The organism is Marinicella litoralis, assembly GCF_002591915.1.
Classification (GTDB): Bacteria; Pseudomonadota; Gammaproteobacteria; order Xanthomonadales; family Marinicellaceae; genus Marinicella; species Marinicella litoralis.
In genome coordinates this window covers 1,276,447-1,299,236 of record NZ_NIHB01000001.1, presented here as the reverse complement: position 1 = coordinate 1,299,236, position 22,790 = coordinate 1,276,447, and the positions used below count along the sequence as shown (strand labels likewise).

The 22,790-nt window shown below is 44.1% G+C and carries 20 protein-coding genes; 9 read left to right on the top strand and 11 right to left on the bottom strand.

Features of this window, described 5'->3' with window-relative positions:
• Positions 1–153: 153 nt before the first annotated feature.
• From CCS90_RS05720 to CCS90_RS05705, 4 genes are all read right to left on the bottom strand, one after another.
• The gene (locus CCS90_RS05720; RefSeq protein ID WP_099018515.1) at positions 154–345 is read right to left on the bottom strand and encodes a hypothetical protein; all 192 of its coding nucleotides are present in this window, start codon (positions 343–345) and stop codon (positions 154–156) included.
• A gap of 480 nt (positions 346–825) precedes the next feature.
• Complete coding sequence (locus CCS90_RS05715) at positions 826–1,791, bottom strand: M1 family aminopeptidase (protein ID WP_099018514.1); 966 nt, start codon at positions 1,789–1,791, stop codon at positions 826–828.
• Positions 1,792–1,975: 184 nt separating this feature from the next.
• Positions 1,976–2,779 carry an alpha/beta fold hydrolase gene (locus tag CCS90_RS05710; RefSeq protein WP_099018513.1) on the bottom strand — a complete coding sequence of 268 codons (804 nt, stop codon included), beginning with the start codon at positions 2,777–2,779 and terminating at the stop codon, positions 1,976–1,978.
• 203 nt (positions 2,780–2,982) lie between these two features.
• Complete coding sequence (locus CCS90_RS05705; RefSeq protein WP_099018512.1) at positions 2,983–3,597, bottom strand: LysE family translocator; 615 nt, start codon at positions 3,595–3,597, stop codon at positions 2,983–2,985.
• A gap of 369 nt (positions 3,598–3,966) precedes the next feature.
• Here CCS90_RS05705 and CCS90_RS05700 point away from each other — a divergent pair, with 369 nt between their 5' ends.
• The 6 genes from CCS90_RS05700 (at position 3,967) to arsH (ending at position 9,044) form a co-directional block, all read left to right on the top strand.
• Positions 3,967–4,884: a LysR family transcriptional regulator gene (locus CCS90_RS05700; RefSeq protein ID WP_099018511.1), complete on the top strand. Its 918-nt coding sequence runs from the start codon at positions 3,967–3,969 to the stop codon at positions 4,882–4,884.
• Positions 4,885–5,236: 352 nt separating this feature from the next.
• Positions 5,237–5,572, top strand: a complete 336-nt coding sequence (locus CCS90_RS05695) for an ArsR/SmtB family transcription factor (RefSeq protein WP_162846825.1) — start codon at positions 5,237–5,239, stop codon at positions 5,570–5,572.
• Between the two features lie 330 nt (positions 5,573–5,902).
• Positions 5,903–6,349, top strand: coding sequence for an arsenate reductase ArsC (locus CCS90_RS05685; RefSeq protein WP_099018508.1), 447 nt, complete (start codon positions 5,903–5,905; stop codon positions 6,347–6,349).
• A 138-nt stretch (positions 6,350–6,487) separates the two neighbouring features.
• Complete coding sequence (locus CCS90_RS05680; protein WP_099018507.1) at positions 6,488–6,742, top strand: hypothetical protein; 255 nt, start codon at positions 6,488–6,490, stop codon at positions 6,740–6,742.
• A 435-nt stretch (positions 6,743–7,177) separates the two neighbouring features.
• Positions 7,178–8,185: an ACR3 family arsenite efflux transporter gene (arsB, locus tag CCS90_RS05675; RefSeq protein ID WP_099018506.1), complete on the top strand. Its 1,008-nt coding sequence runs from the start codon at positions 7,178–7,180 to the stop codon at positions 8,183–8,185.
• 133 nt (positions 8,186–8,318) lie between these two features.
• Positions 8,319–9,044, top strand: a complete 726-nt coding sequence (gene arsH, locus CCS90_RS05670) for an arsenical resistance protein ArsH (RefSeq protein WP_099018505.1) — start codon at positions 8,319–8,321, stop codon at positions 9,042–9,044.
• Positions 9,045–9,196: 152 nt separating this feature from the next.
• Here the strand turns inward: arsH and CCS90_RS05665 are convergent, their stop codons facing one another.
• From CCS90_RS05665 to CCS90_RS05635, 7 genes are all read right to left on the bottom strand, one after another.
• Positions 9,197–9,604 carry a DUF6789 family protein gene (locus CCS90_RS05665; RefSeq protein WP_099018504.1) on the bottom strand — a complete coding sequence of 136 codons (408 nt, stop codon included), beginning with the start codon at positions 9,602–9,604 and terminating at the stop codon, positions 9,197–9,199.
• A gap of 194 nt (positions 9,605–9,798) precedes the next feature.
• On the bottom strand, positions 9,799–11,247 hold the full coding sequence (locus tag CCS90_RS05660; RefSeq protein ID WP_099018503.1) for a hypothetical protein: 1,449 nt from the start codon (positions 11,245–11,247) through the stop codon (positions 9,799–9,801).
• A gap of 252 nt (positions 11,248–11,499) precedes the next feature.
• The gene (locus tag CCS90_RS05655) at positions 11,500–14,694 is read right to left on the bottom strand and encodes a proprotein convertase P-domain-containing protein (RefSeq protein ID WP_162846824.1); all 3,195 of its coding nucleotides are present in this window, start codon (positions 14,692–14,694) and stop codon (positions 11,500–11,502) included.
• Between the two features lie 262 nt (positions 14,695–14,956).
• On the bottom strand, positions 14,957–16,165 hold the full coding sequence (locus CCS90_RS05650) for a DUF1501 domain-containing protein (RefSeq protein ID WP_099018501.1): 1,209 nt from the start codon (positions 16,163–16,165) through the stop codon (positions 14,957–14,959).
• A gap of 13 nt (positions 16,166–16,178) precedes the next feature.
• The gene (locus CCS90_RS05645) at positions 16,179–17,744 is read right to left on the bottom strand and encodes a DUF1800 domain-containing protein (RefSeq protein WP_099018500.1); all 1,566 of its coding nucleotides are present in this window, start codon (positions 17,742–17,744) and stop codon (positions 16,179–16,181) included.
• Positions 17,741–18,454 (bottom strand): cupredoxin domain-containing protein, encoded by a 714-nt coding sequence (locus CCS90_RS05640; RefSeq protein ID WP_099018499.1) that lies wholly within the window; start codon positions 18,452–18,454, stop codon positions 17,741–17,743. The genes CCS90_RS05645 and CCS90_RS05640 overlap by 4 nt, the downstream gene beginning before the upstream one ends.
• Complete coding sequence (locus CCS90_RS05635; RefSeq protein ID WP_133566490.1) at positions 18,451–18,882, bottom strand: hypothetical protein; 432 nt, start codon at positions 18,880–18,882, stop codon at positions 18,451–18,453. Before CCS90_RS05635 ends, CCS90_RS05640 begins: the two co-directional genes overlap by 4 nt.
• A 369-nt stretch (positions 18,883–19,251) precedes the next feature.
• Here CCS90_RS05635 and CCS90_RS05630 point away from each other — a divergent pair, with 369 nt between their 5' ends.
• Genes CCS90_RS05630 through alc form a run of 3 tightly spaced genes read left to right on the top strand, consistent with a single transcriptional unit; the run spans position 19,252 to position 22,787 of the window.
• A complete protein-coding gene (locus CCS90_RS05630) occupies positions 19,252–20,448 on the top strand; it encodes a urate hydroxylase PuuD (RefSeq protein ID WP_099018497.1) in 1,197 nt (398 codons plus the stop codon).
• Positions 20,449–21,807, top strand: a complete 1,359-nt coding sequence (gene allB, locus CCS90_RS05625) for an allantoinase AllB (protein ID WP_099018496.1) — start codon at positions 20,449–20,451, stop codon at positions 21,805–21,807.
• A complete protein-coding gene (alc, locus tag CCS90_RS05620; RefSeq protein WP_099018495.1) occupies positions 21,804–22,787 on the top strand; it encodes an allantoicase in 984 nt (327 codons plus the stop codon). The genes allB and alc overlap by 4 nt, the downstream gene beginning before the upstream one ends.
• Positions 22,788–22,790 lie beyond the last annotated feature (3 nt).

Sequence of the window (22,790 nt, the reverse complement as noted above, 5' to 3'; positions counted from 1 at the left end):
GATCATCTGGTGCAAGAAGGTTTTGATATAGGCTTTCGCGCATCGAGCCGTCTGATTGATTCGATCTATGTTAGCAGACCACTGGTCGATTTCTACTACCGAGTTTTGACTTCCTCTGTCTGTAAAAAAAGAATTTTTACCAAAATTATCAGTTTAATATTCCAAACTTGGATTTTCTTTTAAGAAGATGGCTTGGATATCATCATAGCCAGAGAAATACCTTAACAGACCCGCACCTGATTTATCAAAAATATCAACTGAAGCACCGTGTTTTATAAAAAGATTAAGGATCTCTATAATTTTTTCATGATGATCGTTAAGTTTATCTTCAATTGCATTAAACATTGATATTATAGGTGTTTTCCCTTCCCAGTTTTTAGCGTTGAAATCAGCTCTGTACTTAGCAAGAATATTTATAAGCTCTATTATATCGAAGCCAAGCTTATCACTAAAAGCATACCTGTAGTGGTACAGTATTTACCTAAAATATATTTACCTAGTAATGCAGTGTCTGCGTACTCGCTAGTGTAGAAATACAGATTGATAATGTTATCAGACTTAACATCGCATACTTGATATTCGTCACCATTCAGCTCAAGAATTTTATCTTTCTTAAACTAACTAACCATATCTTCAAATGTTTTCTCATTCTTTGAATGAGCTAAAACATACCCTTCAATCTCTGACATATTTCCCTCTCTCGAATTTGGTTTTAACACCCCATTAAGAGGCAAATAATAGTTTGGCAAAAATATGCGACTAAGGAGCAAATAGTCAACTGTTGTTTGTCCTTTTTAAAAAGCTTGTTATGCGCTGTGTCGACTATTACTCAAACTTTTTTATACCTAGAGTCTGATATAGGTACTTATATTTTGATTTATTACGTGTATTGAATTTATAACTCCAAAGTGCATCACTCAAATGTAAATAATTGGAAATAGGTATTGTTTGCACCCCAGTCACATATTTATCTAAAAATTCAGAGAAATTAACGCCAGTAGCTTTTTTTATGCTCTTTAATATATCGTCAATTTCATAGAGCTTTTTATCTCTAGGATAAAACTTATGCATATACGCCATTATATCATCGAGACTCTTTTTACCATCCGTTTTAGAACGAATCTCTTGATCTAAGATCATAGCCACAACCCATCCGCCATGATAAATAAGAAAGTAATTATCAAATTTAGTTTTGTTATTTTTTCCAGCGTCACGCATTGAAATTTGGCCTAATCCTTGTGAGGCTGAGTAATACCCAATAGGAAAAGCAGCTATTGAGAGCGCATTTTCAGCAGAGATCAATCCAATTTGAACAGCTGTTTTAAATGCATAATACTCTGCAAAGCCTTCATTAAACCAGTGTTCACGTCCATCTTTGTACCTTATAGATTCTGCACTCCACAAATGATAAACTTCGTGAAGCAAAGTAGTTTTCCAGTCAGCATAGCCAAACATATCTTCATTTGCCCAGGTTAAAATAATTAATTGGGGATCTGCTTCACCTCCTAAATACTTGCCCTGTTTAACTTTGATAGAAATCTCAGAATACTCGTTTCCAGACAGGTCTCTTGGCAAGCCACCAAATAATTGCGTATATGCCGTAAAAGCCTTAAATACTAGCTCAGTTATCTCAGGCTCTTTTTTTATTGAGATCTGGTCTAAAAAGTGATATTTAATTTTTATGTTCTCAACCTCAACTGTTTTTTCATTGACCTCATCTGCATTAGCAGGTGAAATAAAAACTAAAAAAACAATTAGTATTAAAAAAGCTTGGTTTAATTTAGATGGCATAAACTTCCTTGTTGCGGGTGTGGCGCATAACAACTATTTAAGGGTGTATTTATGTACGTTTTATTCTTCATATAAATCATTATTCTGCCTAATTGGTAAGGCCTTGCCATTTTGGAGCTACGCGACTTATACAAAGCGAGCGTAGCAATGTATGTCAGGTGTCTAATTGTTAAGCAAACCAGCCTCATAAAGCTGACTTTAGAATTAATTCTTCAACTGACTTTGTGAATTTTTTACTGAGAACTGCTGCATTATTGCTGTCATGGTCCGCACCCTCTATGACAACTAAAGTCACACTGGGTGATGGCAAGCTAAACCGGTATTTTTGGGATTTGAACATGTCATTCTGTTCTTGGCTCCCAAATATGGCCTGCATAGGAAGATTAACTTTCGCTACTTGTTCATCCGTAACGGCATCATACTTCCAGCCACGTGCTACAGCTGCCAATGCATAGATACTTTCTTTATCTTCGCTGCCTTCGACACCAGCTTCCGCTTCCATATGGCGAGCAGTTTGCTCTGAATATTCATCCTCATCAGTGTCTGAGAATGGAAAAAAGCCAGAGACCAGTGTGGCCGATAAAATACGCTCTGGATGAGTTACAGCAAGTCTTCCTACAACATACGCCCCCATTGAATAACCTACCAGATGTGCTTTCTTTATTTTCAGATGCTCCATTAACTTAATGACGTCCTCACCAACTTTAGGGCCGTATTCTCTTGGCTTCAATGGCTTATCACTCAATCCGTGACCTCGGAGATCTAAAGTGATAATCCTATGTTTCTTTGATAGCGTTTTATACAGAATGGTATCATTCCACATACCACTATTCATGGTATATCCATGAATCAAAATAACGGGTACGCCATCACCTACTTCATTGTAATGAATGTTGACACCATCAGAGTTAAAAGAAAAACTTCCTGCCAGTACATTTGAAGTACTAAATAGCATGTAAACCAATACATACTTCACTATATTATTCATTATTATACTCCTTAATTTAAAATTGGCCTCAGACCTCTATCCAATGGGTAACTCGCTAATTTTAGAGACCCCATACTATGATACCTGTACTAACCTCTGACTTTCAAAACCTAACGCTCCATTATGTAGCTTTTAATTGTTGGTTAAAATATGTAGCGAAGCGGAACCTAACCAACTGTTAAAAGTCCTGCTTGAATGGCTTGTTATGCCTTAATTGCGACTAACGCCCCAGTTGAAACCATAATAGTGCCTGCTGTTTTATTTATTAACGATGATGCATCAGGATTGTTTAACATTTTCTTAGCCCTTAAAGCTAACAGAGCGTAGCAAATATTAACACTACCAAAAGCGATTGTAGCAATACCCATTATTGTCATTACATCGACTGTAACGACTTGGTTAACATCTATAAAAGCAGGAAACAAACCTATATAAAAGACAATTGCTTTAGGATTACCTAAATTAATCATTAACCCTGTGATTAGGTTTGCAAGCAAAGAAGACTCTTTTGATACTTTAATATCTTCAGCGCTTGATTTAGATTTGAATAAACTAATACCCAACCAAATGAGGTACGCTGCACTGGCGTATTTAATTATAAGAAAAGTCGTTCCCAAAATTTCAGAAATTATAGACAAGCCAAACAAAGCAAGAAGTATAAATATAAAATCACCTAAAGTTATGCCTATAATCATCATTAACCCTCGGCTAAATCCAGATGAAAACGTACGAGCTATCACAGCAAGAACAGCAGGGCCAGGTACAAGTGCGACGATTAACATAGCTCCAAAAAGCGCTAACAAACTTCCAGATGACAAATCAACTCTCCTTGAGGCATAACGGTCTATTAAGTGGCTTTTAAATGTTGGTTAATAACTAAAAGGGGTCTGACCCCTTATATATTACCCCTTATATATTACCCCTTATATATTACCCCTTATATATTACCCCTTATATATTACCCCTTATATTTTTAATTATTAAATTGCTGTATGTCGACAAGTTTGACGTGCTGATCCAACTCACGCAGGACCACTTGTCTTGCTGGCAGCGATAGAGTGTACTTTAGGCCTTTTTATTGTCTACATATATAGTTATAATGAAAACTAACCGTTCTATTTTTGGAAACATTATGTTTGTCTCACACACCCTTCACTCAGCGTGTCATTCCGGCAAAGGCACTATTGATGGATAAGCTGCGAGCGATTCGCTTGTTTGTCAGGCTGGCAGACCTGGGAAGCTTTACCCGAGTGGCCGAGCAAATCAATGCATCCAAATCCATGGTAAGCAAAGAGATCAGCCGTCTTGAGGACGAACTGGGCGCGCGCTTACTGCATCGCTCAACTCGCAATGTCCAGCTGACCCATGTTGGCGAAGGTTATTTACAACGGGCCAGGGAAATATTGGCAAAGCTTGATGATGCTGACAATTTTGTAGAAAGTATCCAACAGCACCCTCGCGGCAAACTAAAGATCAACGCACCCATGGCGCTAGGTATTACTCACCTGTCATCTTTATTTGCTGATTTCATGCAGGTTTATCCCGACATTGAATTGGATATTCACCTCAGTGATGAAAACGTTGATCTGGTGAAAGAGGGTTTCGATTTAGGCTTCCGCGCTTCGAGTCGTTTGATTGATTCAATCTATGTTGGCAGACCACTGGTCGATTTCAACTACCGAGTTTTGGCTTCACCCCAGTATCTTGAAACGCACCCCGCCATTAACCTACCGCGAGATTTGAAGGATCATAATTGCTTTGTGTATAGTTATTTTCAGGGTAAAAACGTTTGGCCGATAGAAGATGGCATACCTATTCAAGGGACACTGCGTGTTAATAGCACGATTTTTATGATGGAGGCAATTAAAAAAGGCCTGGGTATTGGCTTTATCCCGGACTTTGTCTGTCGAGAAGCGCTGTTGAACGGCGAAGTGATTGAAGTGCTACCGGATTCGAAAAAAACCAGCTTAACACTCTATGCTTTATATCCTGCTCGACATCTGGTACCGGCAAAACTTGTTCAGTGCATAGAGTTTCTTGAAAACTGGTTTGCAGATAATCAGCGCACTGAAATCAATGAGATCAAAGGGGTCAGTACCCTTTAATCTCTATTCACGGGGTTAAACGTTTAATGTTAATAAAGGGTACCGACACCTTTAAGTTTGCCTTTAAGTTTCATGGTGGTAGGTTGTTAGAGCAACGCAGGAGCCGAGAGATGATTGCAGCAATCTCTTAAAGCCTGTGTATTCCAAACCACCACTGCAGATTTATGAGATTGCCACGTCGCTGTGGCTCCTCGCTATGACGATCTGTTTGTTTAAACTGTAAAAGTCCTGTTCATCACGAGATTTTTGAAGGACCGAGAAATCTATTTCAAATGTAGAGAGTTATAGAAAGTGCAAAATTATTGACTTTAGTTTGCATATTCGCATAAACGTATATACAATTACAGCCATGATGAGTCCTACCGAATTCTTTAAAACCTTGAGTGATGCGACGCGTTTGCGCTGTTTGTTCTTGTTGTCGCAGTGTAAGAGCTTGTGTGTTTGTGATTTTATGGAAATTTTGGATGCGCCACAGTCGCGGATTTCGCGGCACTTTAAGTATTTGCGTGATGCGGGGTTGGTGACCGATGAGCGTAAGGATCAGTGGGTGCATTATCGGATTAACCCTGAGTTGGCGCCCCAGTGGCGAGATATGTTGAAGCAGAACATGAATCACATTCGGGGGCAGCAGCCGTTTGTTGATGATTTGGCAAGGTTGAAGGTTTATTTGGAGCGGGGGTGTTGTTGATGGTTTCTAGTTCACTGAGCCTGTCGAAGTGTGATCGGATTACTGTTAGATCATTCAGGTTTGAGAGAGACTTCGACAGGTGGCATGCTGAGCTTGTCGAAGTGCTCAGTCGGCTGGAGTCGGACAGGTGGCATGCTGAGCTTGTCGAAGTGCTCAACCGGCTTGACTCTGATAGATTACGTGCCTGGTTTCCTGCTCTCGCCTACGGTCTTGGCTCGAATGACGGATGGGATGGGTGTTGTTGATGGACAATGCGTTTATGGGCTGTGTACCAGAAATTAAGAAGATTCCCGCCTACGCGGGAATGACGGAACTGGGTAATATTAGAATATGAAAAAGAACATTCTGTTTTTATGTACGGGTAACTCTTGTCGGTCACAGATGGCCGAGGGTTGGCTCAGGCATTTGAAGGGTGATTTGTTTCATGTGTTTTCTGCGGGGATTGAGACCCATGGTTTGAATCCTAATGCGGTCAAGGTAATGGCGGAAGCTGGCGTGGATATCTCAGGGCAGCGGTCACAGTTGTTGAGTGAATTTGATAATCAGTCATTGAATTTTGTGATTACGGTGTGTGGTCATGCGCATGAGCGTTGTCCGGTGTTTATGGGTGGTAACAATGGCCAAGCTCCGAAAGTTATTCATGTGGGTTTTGCTGATCCGCCGAAGATGGCTTTGGCTTTCGATGATGAGCAACAACAGTTGGATTGTTACCGCCAGGTGCGGGATGAGATTCGGGATTTTGTGCTTGGGATTGAAGGCGTGTTGGGTTTTGAATAGTTTACTGACATTTATGGGTTGGCTGAAGGATTTTACACACCCCTTAATCCCCTCTCGAGGCAACGGTAGGTCCCTTATGGCAGGGGAAGTACGAGGTCTGCCGACTTGTGATTTTAATTTAGGTTATGGCGAATACTCATGAATAAGTTTAGGTTGAAAGCCAAACAGTTCTGGTGGTTAAGTGGTATCAGTTTTCTTATGGCACTGCTGCTGGCGACTTTTGCTGCGTGGTTGGACTTGTGGAAAAATTTCAGTGGTTTATTCAGATCGGATGCTGGTACCAATTGGTTGATGCTTTGGGAAACCTTCAGTAGTTGGATGTGGCCTTTGTGGGCGCTGTTTGCGGCTTTGGGTTACGTGGGGATTTTGCTTGTTAGGTTGCTTAGGCGCTGAGTTGTTTAAGCCAACTGCTGAGGCGGCTTGAGATTAAAGGGTCGACTGAAGTCGACAACCCAATAAATGGTTTTCGGACTGTATTCAGTGCATTGAAGTTTAAGGTCACTGTGATGTGTTGAGCTGGTCGCCAGAAGTAGGCGCCTTAAGCGAAATGTCTTCGGTTTACTGAAAGTGCATTCCGTACTGATAGAGACTTCGACGAGCTCAGTCAGCTGAAGTCTTAGGTCGCTGAGCTTGTCGAAGTGCTCAGTCAGCATTTTTATATTAGATTGCGTGATATTTAAGAAGATTCCCGCCTGCGCGGGAATGACGAGATGTAGGGATTACTGGTTATTTAAGAAGATTTCCGCCTGCGCGGGAATGACGAGATGTAGGGATTACTGGTTATTTAAGAAGATTTTCGCCTGCGCGGGAATGACGGGAAATTGAGTTATGGGATTATTTGAAAGGTATTTATCGGTTTGGGTGGGCTTGTGTATTCTAGCTGGTGTGGTGTTGGGCAACTTCTTTCCGGGGGTGTTTCAGCAGATTGCGGCTTTGGAATATGCGCATGTGAATCTGGTGGTGGCGGTGCTGATTTGGGTGATGATTTATCCGATGATGGTACAGGTGGATTTCACTGCGGTTAAGGATTCGGGTAAGAATCCCAAGGGACTGATTTTGACCCTGGTGATCAATTGGTTGATCAAGCCTTTTACCATGGCTGGTTTGGGGTATTTGTTTTTTAAAGTCTTCTTTGCAGCTTGGGTCGATCCACAAACGGCCAATGAGTATATTGCAGGCATGATTCTGTTGGGCGTAGCGCCGTGTACGGCGATGGTATTTGTGTGGTCACAATTGACCAAGGGCAACCCCAATTACACGCTGGTACAAGTGTCGGTCAATGATGTGATCATGATCTTCGCTTTCGCGCCAATTGCGGCCTTTTTACTGGGTATCAATGACATCGAAATCCCTTGGCAGACTTTGGTGCTGTCGGTGGTGCTGTATGTGCTGTTGCCACTGGTGGCTGGCGCCATCACACGCAAGGTGATGCTCAATCGAATCGATGGTTTGTTGGCCACTTTAAAGCCTTGGTCGATCATCGGTTTATTGGCAACCGTGGTTTTGTTGTTTGGTTTTCAAGCGGAGAAGATCATTGATCAACCCACAGCGATTGTGTTGATTGCGATTCCGTTGATGATCCAAACTTATGGCATTTTCTTTATTGCCTATTTCATCGCCAAGCGCATGCGCCTGACCCATGACATCGCGGCACCGGCTTGTATGATTGGGACCTCTAACTTTTTTGAGTTGGCGGTGGCGGTGGCGATTTCTTTGTTTGGTTTGAATTCAGGCGCGGCTTTGGCTACGGTGGTTGGTGTGTTGGTTGAAGTGCCGGTGATGTTGTCGTTGGTGGCTTTTGCCAATCGGACCAGGCATTGGTTTGATGCTAAGTGAACTCATATTTTGTAGGTCACTGAGCTTGTCGAAGTGTGTTCAGATTACTGAGTTTGTTTCAGTTCGGATGGGAGCTTCGACAGGCTCAGCCGGCTTGAGTCTGACAGGTTACGTAACTTTTTAGGATTTTTCCATGAATACAGAATTACCTAACATCGATGTGGAAAGCATCAAGCCAATTGATCAAGATACTTTGTTCAATAACCAGCAATCCACTCATGCACCGCGAATTTTATTGCTGTATGGTTCATTGCGTGAACGGTCTTTCAGTCGGCTGGCGACGGAAGAAGCGGCAAGGATTTTGCGCTATTTTGGGGCTGAGACCAAGACTTTTAATCCCACTGGTTTACCGCAACCAGATACCAATGATGGTTCGCATCCGAAGGTGCAAGAATTACATGAATTGGTTAATTGGTCTGAAGGTATGGTCTGGTGTTCGCCAGAGCGACATGGCTCGATGACCGGCATCATGAAATCGCAGATCGATTGGGTGCCTTTGTCCATCGGTGCAGTCAGGCCGACCCAAGGTAAGACCTTGGCGGTGATGCAGGTCAATGGCGGATCACAGTCATTCAATACAGTGAATCAACTGCGGGTACTGGGTCGTTGGATGCGTTTATTGACCATTCCGAATCAATCTTCAATGCCCAAAGCTTGGTTGGAGTTCGATGATGATGACCGCATGAAACCCTCTTCTTTGTATGATCGCATTGTCGATGTGATGGAAGAATTGGTGAAGTTCACTCTGTTGACCCGTGACATCAAGGACCACTTGGTCGATCGTTATTCCGAAAGGAAGGAAGATCTGGTCGCCTTCAAAAAAAGAATTGAAACCAGGTCAACTGATGCAGATAAGTAATGATTAGTTCGAGTTTTAATCACCACCAAACTATGGCTGGCTTTAAATGGCAACAGGATGCCCTCGAATCTGTTTTCAGCAGTTTGACTTTATGGTCATTAAGTCCTGAACAAAAGCCTGCATGACAGGCTTTTGTATATTCCAGACTGACTTTATTTGGACATCAATCCCAGTATGGCACCAAAGACCAAATGGCCTAACAAACTGCCCACGATGGTTGGCATGTGGCCACCGGCAAAGACGCCTGCACCCATCATTGGCATAACCAGCAATTGTGCCAATACAAACAGCAACATACCGAACACCAAGCCCCGGATCAGGTAACTGCCTTTCAATACTGGCGCCACCACTTTGACAAATACGATGGCAAAGATGATGCCCATCATGAAATGAATGGCCCAGCCGGCCCAATATGGCATGGCCATCATCGGGTTATTGCTGCCCAACATTTGTCCAAAATCCATTTTTGGTAGACCCATCATTGGTGCCAAATAGAAGCCAATCAATGACATGACTGCAGTGGCTACCACCCCAGCCGAAACTGTTTTTGCTAAATTCATTGTTCTCTCCTTCTTGTATAAAACACAATGATTTTAGCACAACTACGTTGTCACTTGTTTGTATAGATAAATCGAAGGATATAGACAAGCATACCGCACTTTGATGTAGCGAGCTTAACAGTGATTAAGGGAGTCCACTGCCACCCTGATAATGCAGTTGACGACTCCCTTGGGTACAACAATTTTTCTGATTTTTATTGCGCTGGCGGGTCGACCCGAGTTTTGTAAAACACCTCATGCACCCCACCATATTGGGCCATCAAACCGGGGGCAGCATTGGCGTTGGTGTATTTTGTGAAAGTTGAGGCCAACACTGGAAGTCCATGGTATTGTTCGCCGCTGGGTGATGTGACCATTTGACCCAAGTCCAGGCGCAATTTACCTGCTTGAAAACTGTAAACGTCTCGATAATCAAAGTAAGGTGAACCCAAAACTTGTGTGCCCTCAAAACCAGGGACGCTGTCTTCGCCAAGTAATTGCAACACACTGACGTCATAACACAAATGCATTTCAACCGGCGGTGGAATCGGCGTTAATTTAACTGTGGAAATTTCAGGGTTGTTATAACAGCCTGGACCATAGGGACCGGTGCTGCAATGACTATTGGTAGCATCGCGATCGCTAACAATGGTGTCATACCTTGCGCATGAATAGTATTGTTCGGTCTGCAGATGGGTAAACGGCTGTTCTACCATTAGATTTGAACCCAGATAAAATCTTTTGGTGGGCATGGTCAGCACCACTTCGGTTTTGGCTGCTATATTGGGTTCAACATCATAAAAACTTTCAAGCTGGTATTTCATCAACACCGCACTGACGGCTTGGTAGCCATGTTCCCATTGAGTACTGATCGGTTCACCATCATCGTTGATGACCACACTGGTGGTGTCTGCATGGTTCAGTGAGGGAATGCGTGTTTCGCCTGTGGTGGTGTGGAACAGGCTGTCAGCTGGGAAAAAGTTTTCTAAGGCCACACCATCAACCGAAAACATCACCCCTTCGGCCACATCAATGATGCCAAGATTGGCCGTTATGCCCCCATTAACTGGTAGCAGCTGTGCCGTTAAATCTCCGCCATTGTCTTCATCCCAAATCCCACCCGCAAGGGCTGCTTCGAGATTGGCACAATTGTTGTCGCCATTGGCAGTGGGTCTTGCATCAAAACCCAATCCGCTGACCGGATCCAACTCACCCATCTCTATCACTTCAATAAATCCTTCTCTGCTGCGCAACATGTCGGTATCATCTGATTCAGCATCAACCTCAAAAGGTAAAAACTCCTGCCCCGAAAAAAGAAATGGGGCACAGGAATTATCAACAAAAAACAAGCGGACGGAATCCTCCCCTTCGTGACCAAAAACGGTTGAAACGGCCGGAACCAATGCGGCGGCCCAAATGTCATTGGGGCCCAAGTACACATTAAATGTCAGTACCGCTTTGCCTTCCCTGCCTTCACGGAAATGCACTTTAATGGCTTTGGTCATTTCAGTCGAGTTGTTGATGGTCATGACTGTATTGAGGTTGTTGTTGACTGTATAGTAAGGCAGTATCACTGCTTCGCCATACCCACCTGGGTTGGTATTTACTGCTGAGGCACCATTAAAAACAGCCATTAAAATGATGATGATTAGAATTTTTTTCATGGTAGCGTCCCTGTTAAGTGGTTTTTAAATGAACATATTCGTACTTCAGTATAGTTAACGAAGGCTTAAAATATTGTTAAAAATCTGAGGGTTCTGTATTTTAAAACCAAAGACTGAAGGACACCTGACAATCGACCCTGTTGTTCAATTTAAACAAGTATATATCCCCCCAAAAAAAACTGTGGCCTTGATTGAAACCAACCAAAGCCACCGTCATTAAGATCATTGAATGATCTATTGATTCACCTGGATTTAAGGTAAAACCAACTCGAAATTATTTTCAAAAATCAAATCAGGACACGTCAAAGCACCTGGGTCAGACAAACCTTCAAACTCGAGTCCCCATGAATTCAACGATCCACCATCGGCATTGAAACCATCGGTAACGGTCAACACCCAAATCCCATCGGCATTTTCGCCGTCAAATGCTGACAATGGGCTGGATGGAATGTAGCTTCCACCGTCCACTGGAGGACATGGGAAGTTGGCTGAAGCGGCTTCATCATCAAAATTGATGTCAAAATCCTCATCCGTACCACAGGCACCACCCATTAAAGTGACTGTTGTTCCTTCTGGCGAAGTTAAGCTGAAGGTCAAATCTCCCATGTAAGTATGGGTACCGATTAAATCAACCACGTTAACATCAGATATGTCACCGACGCCCGTAATTTCTAAGTCAGATGTGACCACATTAGGGACTGTGGTGATGGTTTTCGGCACATCTGTACTCAATTCGGGAGCAAAGGTTACCATGTTACCAGTGTAAAATTGACGAACCGTTGAACTGTCACCAATGCCACAAAGGTTTGATGATGCCACTCGCCAAAAATAGCAGGTCGCATTGTTCAAGCCAGTGGCAGTAAAACTGTTGCCTGACACAGTACCTGACACATCGATAGAACCAAACGCCGGGTCATCATCCAACTCAACATAATACTCTTGCGCTTGACCTGCATTGGCCCACTCCAAGAGCACCGAAGTCAATGTCATTTGATTGGTCGTTGGCGAAACCAAACCAGGTGCTCCAGGTGTCGCGTCGAATAAGTTTAAATTGAAAAACACATCGTTGCTGATTGATGAATCAACACTGTCCGCTGCAGTTACCACCAAGGTTGAATCCCCAGACCCTGCATTGTTCAAGCCACTCAAATCCAAGGTACTGGTGTTGTTTGGATTGACAATCGGGTTTGAACTGAATCCACAGGTGGCACCGGTTGGACAACCGCTGACTGATAAATTGGTTGTTCCTGTAAAACCTTCAGACAAAGTCAGGTCAAATGAAGTTGTGGTGTTGTTCAAGGTACATACTTCAGCAGACGGTGTGCTGGTAAATACAGAAGCACATTCGGGCAAACTGAACGAGCCAATTTGTGTGGCCCAAGGTGCACCACCTGTGCTGGGAATGTGTTCGGAGGTCATCCAAAAAGTACATCCATCAACCGGGTCCACATCCATGGATGCGTAATCACCCCATCGATTGCTGCTACTGGTTTGAGTACCGGCTCCAGCGATCAATAATTTTTCATCACGCATCACACCTGGTGGGTCATTTTTACCTCTTGAGGTGTAATACATGGAAGCAAATGTGCTTGAAGACACTTTCGAAAACACCATGCCTATACCGCCTGAAGCATCCATTGAGATACTCGGCAAGAACCGATGTTCAGTATCCGGTGAGAAGGTGCCTTGTTGTGCGATGACCCAAGAGTTTGCTGGTTTGTTTAACTCAAACCAACGCGGCGCGGCGCGATCACCGGCAGCTTCTACATCAACCACCCAGGTACCAACCAAGGTCTCATGGGTAGCAAATCTTCGGTATTGCAACCTTTGCAATGGCCACCATGAGCCACTGTCAAGGTTGACTCCACCGGGTTGTGGCAAACAATCGCTGTTAAAAAAGCCACAGACCGTCCAGTTAAAATCAGCCAAACCATCATTGGTGGTAATCTCTTGAACACGCGTTAAAGTGGAGTTTGCAGGGTTATTCCAGTCTACATCAAACTCAAATATATCCAATGAATCAACATTTGTTGGGTCGGTGAAATAACTCTCACCACCGGCACGAAAAGTATACAAATAACCAGGAGTGGTATCATCAGGCAAAGTGCCGTCCACATCAGCTGGCATCAATAAATTGTAATAACTCTGAAAAAACTGTGCGGTACGTGGTGTGGTGCCATTCAACAATGACTCACGATCAATGGCATAAACATCATAGGCACCCGCTTGGCCAGAGTTGGTAGTCATGAAATAAGCGTTGTTATCAGCGGCCGGCCAAACACCCAATTTATAATAATCAGGGAAGCGTTGTGCTGGTAATTCATACAAATAATAATTGCCAGTAGGATCGCTGGTCACAGAAACCGCAAAACATACCGAGGTGGCCGTTGTCACTGCAAATTGCGTCAACACCCATCTTTTGGCAGGCTCATCATACAAGGCAATCGCATCACCGCTGTTGTCTGATTGACAAGAACCGCCAAAGCCAGACCACAATTGATTGGTATTGAAAGGCCCAGCCACCAGAGCGCCCGTGTCTTTGCTGTAAACGGCGGTAGACAGGTTTACTTGTTGAACATAATACGTTTCTCCAACTGCACCTTCAATGTCTGGAGGTAAAACCCCATTGATGTTATCCATGCCAGCAAAATTCATGATGGGATCAGGAGTAGGTAATGATGGCCCTGTGGTGGCCGCATCATTCACCAGTGGATCAAACTGTTTGCTTTCAACGGTGCCGTAACGATTGCCGTCTTTATCAAACAGGGTTTCATGCCTGATGGAATTCACTTCTTTATCAACAAAAGGCGTGCTTTCTATGACCGGCAAACTTCTCAAAGGCTGGCTTAATACAGGACCATTCATAGCAACTGTGAAAGGATTGGTTTTACGGGCAAAGGTATCTACCGGCACCGTTTTTTCCATCGACGCACTCAATACCGTTGCTTGGTATGCACTGGTTTTACCGGCTTTCTTATAGCCTTTGGAATGCAATTTGTTGTTATTTTGCACCCCAGAGAGGGCCATTGAAGATGCCATCGAATGACCTGCAGGCTTCAGGCTCACCATTGGGTATTGCACCACGTCGCCTACTTTAAAAGACAGGTCAATCACGTCATTTTTTAAAAACACTTCATGCATCGATTTATAGGGAGCAAACCAACCATTTTTGGCTTGGCCTTGACCCAAAGTGATGTTAAATACACCTTGATCAATACTGGTGTTTTTATGTATTTCAGTGAATAATTTTTTTTGGGTTTTCGGCTGGTAATAGGTCACTGTGATGTCTTGTCTGACTTTGACATCATTGGCAACATCAAGTTGGCCTTGGTACAAAATATGAAAAGGTGTTATTTGTGCCACTTTCTCAACGGTGTCGTTCGTTTCAGCAGCAAAGCATGTTGCGGCAAAAAATAAACAAATGATTATTAATGGGGTCTTCTTCATACGTCCTCTTTTTTTGGTTTGATTGGAATGCATTGGCCACATGATAATGTTGCAAATCAATACCCTGTGTCAACGACAACATCCTACAGGATTCATCAAATACTTGCATTTAAAATCTAATACCATGACCCCTATTTCTCAAATTTTTATAACAAGGCATGTACTTAGGCTCTTAAAGAATGTTTAATTTGATGTGTTATTCACCCAATCAATACAGTCAATCAGCACAAACCAAGCATTCATGGCCGTTGACTGTATTTACTTATAAGGCAGAAAACACGCCGGCACTTAATGGACCTTGAAAACCTGGGAAAACTGTACTGATGTCTTGGGCTGATAGTCGGTTGATCAAAGCATCAGCCAATACCGTTCGATAGTCGGTGGTGATGGCCAAATCACCCTGAAACAAATTTTGCTCTGCCAAGCCGGGCCAATCAGTAATCACTTGGCCACCATGGGTGCCTGCTCCCATGGCAAACATCACTGAACCATGGCCATGGTCAGTACCTAAGGATGCATTTTCGGCCACCCGTCGACCGAACTCTGTCATGGTGACCACTGTAACCCCGGACATATTCGCACCCAAGTCAGTATAAAAAGCCGCCAGGGTATCGGCAAAATCGGCCGCCAAAGGACTCATCGCCGCAACCAACTGATCATGATGATCCCAGCCTCCAACATCAACACAAGCCACTTGCAAACCAATCCCTGACTTGATTAACTGTGCCACTTGCTTCATGTCATTTCCAAATGGTGAGGGCGGGTAAACTGCATTATTTTCAACTTCAATCGAACCAGGGTCAGCCATTTTGAGCTCATCCACTGAGGCCAGAATGTTGTGAGAAGCATCATCAATCTCTGCCGATTGGTTGAACAATTCAGTGATGGCTGTGCGCAATGGATCCTCATCATCGGCATGGGTATTCAAGTCATAACCATCAATTGAGTTCATTCCAACCACCGGCTGCTGACCTTGCAAAGCCAGTTGCACATGACCAAAACCCACACCTTGAAAAGTTGAGGCAGGTGAGGCCAAAGTTGACAAGTACCGATTCAACCAACCATCTGCAGTGGTGTTAATCCCAGGTGTACCAAATTCCATATAATCCTGCGCTTCAAAATGGGAGCGCGAAGGATCTGGGGAACCCACGGCATGTACCACCGCCAAATCTCCTGCATCATAAATTGGTTTCAGTGAAGCCATATTCGGATTCAAGCCAAAATAACCATCCAAATCAATGGCCCCATTGCTCTGATTAGGCTTGGCTATACCAATATTGGGCCGCTTCAAATAATAATCAGCATCACCATGGGGGACCACTAAATTCAAACCATCAGCCGCACCGCGTTGGTAAACACATACCAAAACATCACTGGCAGATGAGCCTTGCTGCTGAGCAAACACCAACCGGGGACTGATTAAAGGCACAGCAGCCAAACCAGATATCTTTAAGAATTCTCTTCTTTTCATTTTCAATTCCCCATTATCTTTGTTGGAAATAGCGTGAGGCCAATAAAACAGCCAACACAGCACGAGCACTGGCCATGGCCTGATCTAATGACAATGGTACCGTCACTGGTTCACCATCAGCGGCTAATTTGATCAAAGCATCGCGATCATTTTGGTTGATCGAATGGTGCAATACTTGTTCAACCATGCGATCAGTGATGGCTGCTGCCGTGCGAGCCGAACCCAGCATGGTAAGCACTGGAATGGATAAAAAATCTGCGGCCAGAGGACCTGAACCTGCGGTATTGTCGTCATCGACATTGCGCCCCAAACCCAAATCGCCAAAGCCAATCGCAAAACCTAAATTCCAGCGATCCAATAAGGCATTGGTATTGAGCCAGCTACTGGACTCATCACTGTAACCAGTAGGCGCTGGATAAGAAAAAGGAGTTTGCCCAAGATTGCGCACTTGTCGATAGATAAATTCAAATGAACGCCCTGTACTTAAGGGACTCAATGATCTAAATATCGACAACACATACTCAATCGGGCGTTTAAATTTTTGTCCTGCTGATGTAGCAAACTCTGCATGGGTAAACAAGGTCCTCAAAATGGCTTTGATGTCTCCATCGGTTTGTACAAAAGTGGCAGCCACCGCATCAATAACCGCTTGAGGTGGCGTATCACTGATAAATCTTTGACACAATTTCTTAGCAATGAAAGCCGCTGTCGAAGGATGACTGGCCAAGATGTCTAACACCGCTTCACCATCTTCGATGCCACCACCAGCTGGGATGAATTGTCCCAACACCGTTTTACTGCCAGTGTCATGGTTTGGTGCATAAAAAACAAACAACTCATCGGCTTGTTCAGAGAGGGTCCATCCTGTAAAGCAACGAGCCACCTCTTTAACGTCATCTTCTGAATAGCCTCCATTGACACCCAATGTATGTAATTCCATTAACTCGCGGGCATAATTTTCATTGGGACCATCGGCAGTGTTTGAAAATCCATCCAAGTAATACAACATGGCCGGGCTTTTGGCATTGGCATGCAACAAATCCCTAAAATTGCCTAATGCATTGGGCCTGACATTGTCTCTGTCATCTACTCCTTTAAACACCTGAATCGGTCCATCGAATATGTTGACATTGAAATGATTCGACCAAAATTCAACCATGATTTCAAACAATTGCGAAGGGTTATACGCGGCGCGAATTAAAGTGGCAGCAATCAACTCAAAGGCCGGGTTGAAATCATTGTCAGTTCTTGAACGTGCAATGATTTCTGCATAAGACATTTGCAATGAAGAAAAGACTTGGTTCAATAAATTTTCAAGTGCATCGGTGTTCATCTCTTCAGGTGCCAATTGATATTCTAAATAAGCATCTAAGCCAATGCTTTGAGCAAATGTCAATTCAGCTGTTGAAAACCCATAACTGCAGCGGCGTAAAAAATGAACCATAAGGTCTGGCTGTTCATCTAACTTAACGGGTTGCCCGTTGGTTTTTGTCATGGCTGGCAGCTTGCCCATGCCACTGTTCAGCAACACCTGAGAAATGTTCTTCAGTTGTTGGTGGTATTGATTGGCTTGTATCATGGTAAATGCTCCGGTTCACAAGATTGGGCCAGATACAACCTTTCCAGCGAAAATTCACCGGCATGTTTCTCAGCTGATGCGTTGTAATAGGCAGTGGCTTGATAACAATTGTCAAACACCAGGGTCAACTCGCCCCAAGTTGCCACATGGATGGTTTGAGGGTCATTGAGCTTACCGCCCATCGGTTCTGCAACTGTCAGTGTGGCTCGGTTGCCCATTGGATTTCCAGTGGCGATAAACCACTGTTGTGAATCTCCAGCTTGGTTGTAAGTGAACCAATATGCAATGAGCAGTTGGCTGCTGGGCACATACTCAAACAGCATGCCTTGCCCAGGCGTGTCAGGATTGAAGTAATTGGCGTTAATCCGTTCGTCTATTACAAAATCATTCGCCTCAGCAGCTACCACAATGGCACCTTGCATGTTTGGATCGGCAGTACTTTGGTAGTAAATTTCACCGCCACTGCCTTCCACAATGAAAGAAAATTGAGAATTCGGCGTTAACATGGGTGATGTAAAAGCCACCGCTTGATTATTTGCATTGGCACTGATTTGGTGGTTGCCAGCAGTCACCACCCATTGAACCGTATCACCTGATTGCACATTCACAACCTCCGGTGAAAATCGATTTTCATGGACGATCACTTGATGGTTGGCAGCCAAGGTTACATGCGACAACAGTAAATAAAACATAAAACTCACATATTTCATGGTGATGCCTCACTGCAACTGATTGGCGCCGTGATTCTGCTCAAAGCCATGCTCCCTTGAACCTCACCTTGGTAATTAAATTCAGCAGCCGAACAACTGCTAAAATCAATACTTCCTGTACCCCACAGTATTTGTTCCGGTAACTGTTGATTGCTGTTTAAACGACCATTGATTGATTGATAAATGGTTAATTGAATCGGGTTGTTATCCAAACTACCATGGGCTGTCAACCACATTTGTTCACCCCCGTTGGCTGAGTAGGTGAACCAAGCAATGAAGATTTGATTGTTTTCCGGTATGAGGTGCAAGACCAATCCTTGGCCAGGGTTTTCAGCTTGATGCCAAGGACCATTCAAACCAGGGTGCAACTCTACCGCGGCAGCAGATTGCAGCCAAATCAAGTTGCACATTAAGAGGACTGTTTTCATACAAATCTCCACTTGTTTAATCTACCAACGCTTCACCTGAGTATCAGGTTGACACAAACATGAAAATTAACTTACATTCCATATTGGCTGCCTACTGCTGTTGTTACAGTCAGCTTAACAACAGATCTTCCGAATCTTGCCTTTCCCTTTATAGAGTCACTTTGCTGTTGTTTTGGATGCATACCACTGGCGTTTAACCCATAATCAACGACTCTGGGGTAAAATTCAAACAAAACAGTCCTTATTTTTACTTTACTGCAGTGCTTGATTGGGTTACGTGATGTATCGATAGTTGCTGGTCTGCCTGTATACAAAAATCTTTACACTCTTTATAATTAATCCCTTACTTACAAAAAAGGACAGTTTGAATTGGAAGCTCATATCATCGAATGGCTTAATTTATCAGTGCGCTGGATTCACATCATCACTGGCATCGCATGGATAGGCGCGTCCTTTTATTTTGTCTTTCTTGAGAACAACCTCAATCGAACTGAAAATTTACGCGATGAATTGGCTGGCAACTTATGGGCCATCCATGGTGGTGGATTTTATTATTTAGAAAAATACAAACACGCACCAAAAACCATTCCAGCCCATTTACATTGGTTCAAATGGGAAGCCTATTTTACCTGGTTGTCTGGCTTTACTTTGTTGGCCATTGTGTATTATTACAACGCCAAAATTTACATGCTCAATCCCAGTGTCTCCAGCATCAGTGCAGGACAATCTATCGGTTTGGGTATCGGTACTTTGTTGGTTTCATGGCTGGTTTATGACTTGTTGTGCAAATCGGCTTTGGTCAACAAAAAGAAATTATTTGCCTTGCTGGGGTTTGTTTTGATTGTGGCCATGGCTTATGGACTGACCCAATTGATCAGTGCCCGGGCTGCCTACATTCATGTGGGTGCGGTGATTGGAACTTTGATGGTGGCCAATGTGTTTTTTGTCATCATTCCTTCGCAAAAAACCATGGTCAATGCCGCCATCAATGGCGAAACCAGCGACCCCAGTTTGGGCGAAAAGGCCCTGATGCGATCCATCCACAACAATTACCTGACCTTGCCTGTGCTGTTCATCATGATCAGCAATCATTTTCCAAGCACTTTTGGTCATGCCAACAGCTGGCTGGTATTGGCAGCATTAATCTTGATCGGTGTGGCAGTCAGGCATTGGTTTAATTTAAAGGGCAAAGGCATCAAAAACCATTGGTTATTGCCACTGTCATTGATGGGAATGGTGGCATTGGTATACCTGACCAAACCTGTAAGCCTGGATGACAATGCTGGGGTCATCAGCGATGCTGCCGTGATGAAGATGATGGAGATCCATTGTCAAAGCTGTCATGCGCAACAACCCAGCAGTGAACTGTTTGCTACTGCACCGAAAGATTTGATGCTGGAAGACTTGCCATCGGTGATTAAGCATGCCGACATCATCAAAGCGCAGGCCGTACAAAGTCAAATCATGCCTTTGGGCAACAGCAGTCAAATGACGCCTGAAGAACGAATACAACTGGGCCAATGGCTTAATGCCAACAGTGAACCCATGTTCAAGGGTGAACAATAAATGAAAGCCTTTTCATCCACCCAAGTGTTTTACCAAGGCACATTACAAGCGGCCACTGTATTGATTGATCAAGGGCTGATCTCCGCAGTGGTTGGTCACTTGAATGTGCCCAGTGACTGTGAACACCAAGACTGTGGTGATCACATCATTATGCCAGGTCTGGTAGACAGCCATGTCCACATCAACGAACCCGGTAGAACTGACTGGGAAGGTTTCAACACCGCCACCCAAGCCGCCGCCGCAGGCGGTATAACCACCGTCATAGACATGCCATTGAATTGTATTCCAGTGACCACCGACATGGCTGCATTGCAGGCTAAACTGGACAGTTTAAAAGACCAACTGTGGGTTGACGTGGGTTTTCATGGTGGAGTGATTCCTGGCAACTCGAATGAACTGTCTGCCATGATGCAAGCCGGTATCAAAAGCTTCAAAGCGTTTATGATTGATTCCGGTGTCGATGAATTTCCAGCCAGTGACATCGCCACTTTGGACCAAGCCATGCCAATTTTGGCAGCTGGTGGCGCCACCTTATTGGTCCATGCAGAAATGGATCCCCATGCTTTGTCTCCTGACACTGAAACCCCAGACAACTTGAGCAGTTACCAAAGCTTTTTGGCTTCCAGACCTGACAGCTGGGAAACCGATGCCATCGCTGCCATCATCAAGCTCTCATCCAAACACAACTGTAAAGTCCATGTGGTTCATTTGAGTTCCTGCCAAGCATTGGATATGATCGCCGACGCCAAACACCAGGGCATCCCAATCACCGCTGAAACCTGCCCCCATTACCTCACCTTGGCGGCTGAAACCATTCCAGATGGCGATGCTCGATTTAAATGTTGTCCACCGATCAGACCCCAACACAACCAAGAACAACTGTGGAAGGGGCTGGAAGTGGGTACCATTGATTTCATTGTATCTGACCATTCACCCTGCACCCCTCATCTGAAATTATTGGAAGAACATAATTTATGGGAGGCATGGGGCGGCATCTCATCCTTGCAGTTTGGCTTGGGTTTGATTTGGACTGCGATAAAAAAGCGGGGATATACTGTGGCTGATTTGGTTAAATGGATGTGTGAAAAACCCGCGGAATTGGTGCAATTGGCGAATCAAAAGGGTCGCATCGAAACCGGTTATGATGCCGACTTGGTGATTTGGAATCCTGAGCAATCACAAATCATTGATGCCAAACAAACCTTCCACAAACACAAAGCGTCTGCCTATGAAGAGGTTGAAGTATTCGGCACCGTACAACAAACCATCTTGCGTGGCCAAACCATCTACGACATCAATGACCAGCAACATTTTGATGCACTTATTGATAACCAACCACAGGGACAAACCTTGTTATGAAAGACTTTACCCAGTTAATTGATTTGGCCGCTGAACGTGTCGGCGGTTTTGTGCTTGATACCAGCGATGATTTTTTTGCCGAAAAAGAAAACTTGATCAAACCAGGTCGCGGCATTTTCATTGAAGACAAGTACACCGACCGTGGTAAGTGGATGGACGGCTGGGAAAGTCGCCGCAAAAGAACCGCTGGCCATGATTGGTGCACTCTGAAACTGGGGCTTAGGGGTGTGATTCATGGCGTAGATATTGACACCAACCATTTCTTAGGCAACCACCCTCCTCACGCTTCGCTGGAAGCGGCTTGCGTTCAACACTCTCCGCTAGAAACAGACTGGCACGAAATATTGCCCAAATCCCCATTGGCACCTGGGTCACAAAATTTATACCCCATTGAATCAGACCAGGAATGGACCCACTTGCGTTTACACATTTATCCAGATGGCGGTGTGGCACGGTTGAAAGTTTACGGAGAAGTCAAACCCGATTGGACCTTGGTGGCAGACAACCAAATCATCGATTTGGTGGCTGTTGAAAACGGTGGTCGCGTCATCTGCTGTAATGACATGTTTTTCAGCTCAAAGGACAACCTCATAATGCCTGGACGAGGCATCAATATGGGTGATGGCTGGGAAACCAAACGACGTCGTGGACCGGGCCATGATTGGTCAATCTTGAAGTTGGGCCATGCTGGGTTTATCGAACAAGTTGAAGTCGACACCCATCATTTCAAAGGCAACTTCCCCGATCGTTTTTCTCTGGAATCGGTTTTTGCACCGGATGCCAAAGACGATGATTTGGAACATTTGAAATGGCAATTGCTGATACCAGAAACCAAACTCACAGCACACCAACAACACCATTTTGATCAACAATTGAGGCATCATGATCGAGTCAGCCATGTGCGCTTTAACATTTTCCCTGATGGTGGTGTATCCAGGTTGCGCTTAAATGGCACGATCAAAGCCAAAAAAACCAAATAAGCT

Excerpts from the sequence above, each read along its gene's own strand:
- CCS90_RS05720 (WP_099018515.1), bottom strand. The coding sequence starts at position 345 with ATGTTTAATGCAATTGAAGATAAACTTAACGATCATCATGAAAAAATT.
- CCS90_RS05715 (WP_099018514.1), bottom strand. The coding sequence starts at position 1,791 with ATGCCATCTAAATTAAACCAAGCTTTTTTAATACTAATTGTTTTTTTA.
- CCS90_RS05710 (WP_099018513.1), bottom strand. The coding sequence starts at position 2,779 with ATGAATAATATAGTGAAGTATGTATTGGTTTACATGCTATTTAGTACT.
- CCS90_RS05700 (WP_099018511.1), top strand. The coding sequence starts at position 3,967 with ATGGATAAGCTGCGAGCGATTCGCTTGTTTGTCAGGCTGGCAGACCTG.
- CCS90_RS05695 (WP_162846825.1), top strand. The coding sequence starts at position 5,237 with ATGAGTCCTACCGAATTCTTTAAAACCTTGAGTGATGCGACGCGTTTG.
- CCS90_RS05685 (WP_099018508.1), top strand. The coding sequence starts at position 5,903 with ATGAAAAAGAACATTCTGTTTTTATGTACGGGTAACTCTTGTCGGTCA.
- CCS90_RS05680 (WP_099018507.1), top strand. The coding sequence starts at position 6,488 with ATGAATAAGTTTAGGTTGAAAGCCAAACAGTTCTGGTGGTTAAGTGGT.
- arsB (WP_099018506.1), top strand. The coding sequence starts at position 7,178 with ATGGGATTATTTGAAAGGTATTTATCGGTTTGGGTGGGCTTGTGTATT.
- arsH (WP_099018505.1), top strand. The coding sequence starts at position 8,319 with ATGAATACAGAATTACCTAACATCGATGTGGAAAGCATCAAGCCAATT.
- CCS90_RS05665 (WP_099018504.1), bottom strand. The coding sequence starts at position 9,604 with ATGAATTTAGCAAAAACAGTTTCGGCTGGGGTGGTAGCCACTGCAGTC.
- CCS90_RS05660 (WP_099018503.1), bottom strand. The coding sequence starts at position 11,247 with ATGAAAAAAATTCTAATCATCATCATTTTAATGGCTGTTTTTAATGGT.
- CCS90_RS05655 (WP_162846824.1), bottom strand. The coding sequence starts at position 14,694 with ATGAAGAAGACCCCATTAATAATCATTTGTTTATTTTTTGCCGCAACA.
- CCS90_RS05650 (WP_099018501.1), bottom strand. The coding sequence starts at position 16,165 with ATGAAAAGAAGAGAATTCTTAAAGATATCTGGTTTGGCTGCTGTGCCT.
- CCS90_RS05645 (WP_099018500.1), bottom strand. The coding sequence starts at position 17,744 with ATGATACAAGCCAATCAATACCACCAACAACTGAAGAACATTTCTCAG.
- CCS90_RS05640 (WP_099018499.1), bottom strand. The coding sequence starts at position 18,454 with ATGAAATATGTGAGTTTTATGTTTTATTTACTGTTGTCGCATGTAACC.
- CCS90_RS05635 (WP_133566490.1), bottom strand. The coding sequence starts at position 18,882 with ATGAAAACAGTCCTCTTAATGTGCAACTTGATTTGGCTGCAATCTGCT.
- allB (WP_099018496.1), top strand. The coding sequence starts at position 20,449 with ATGAAAGCCTTTTCATCCACCCAAGTGTTTTACCAAGGCACATTACAA.
- alc (WP_099018495.1), top strand. The coding sequence starts at position 21,804 with ATGAAAGACTTTACCCAGTTAATTGATTTGGCCGCTGAACGTGTCGGC.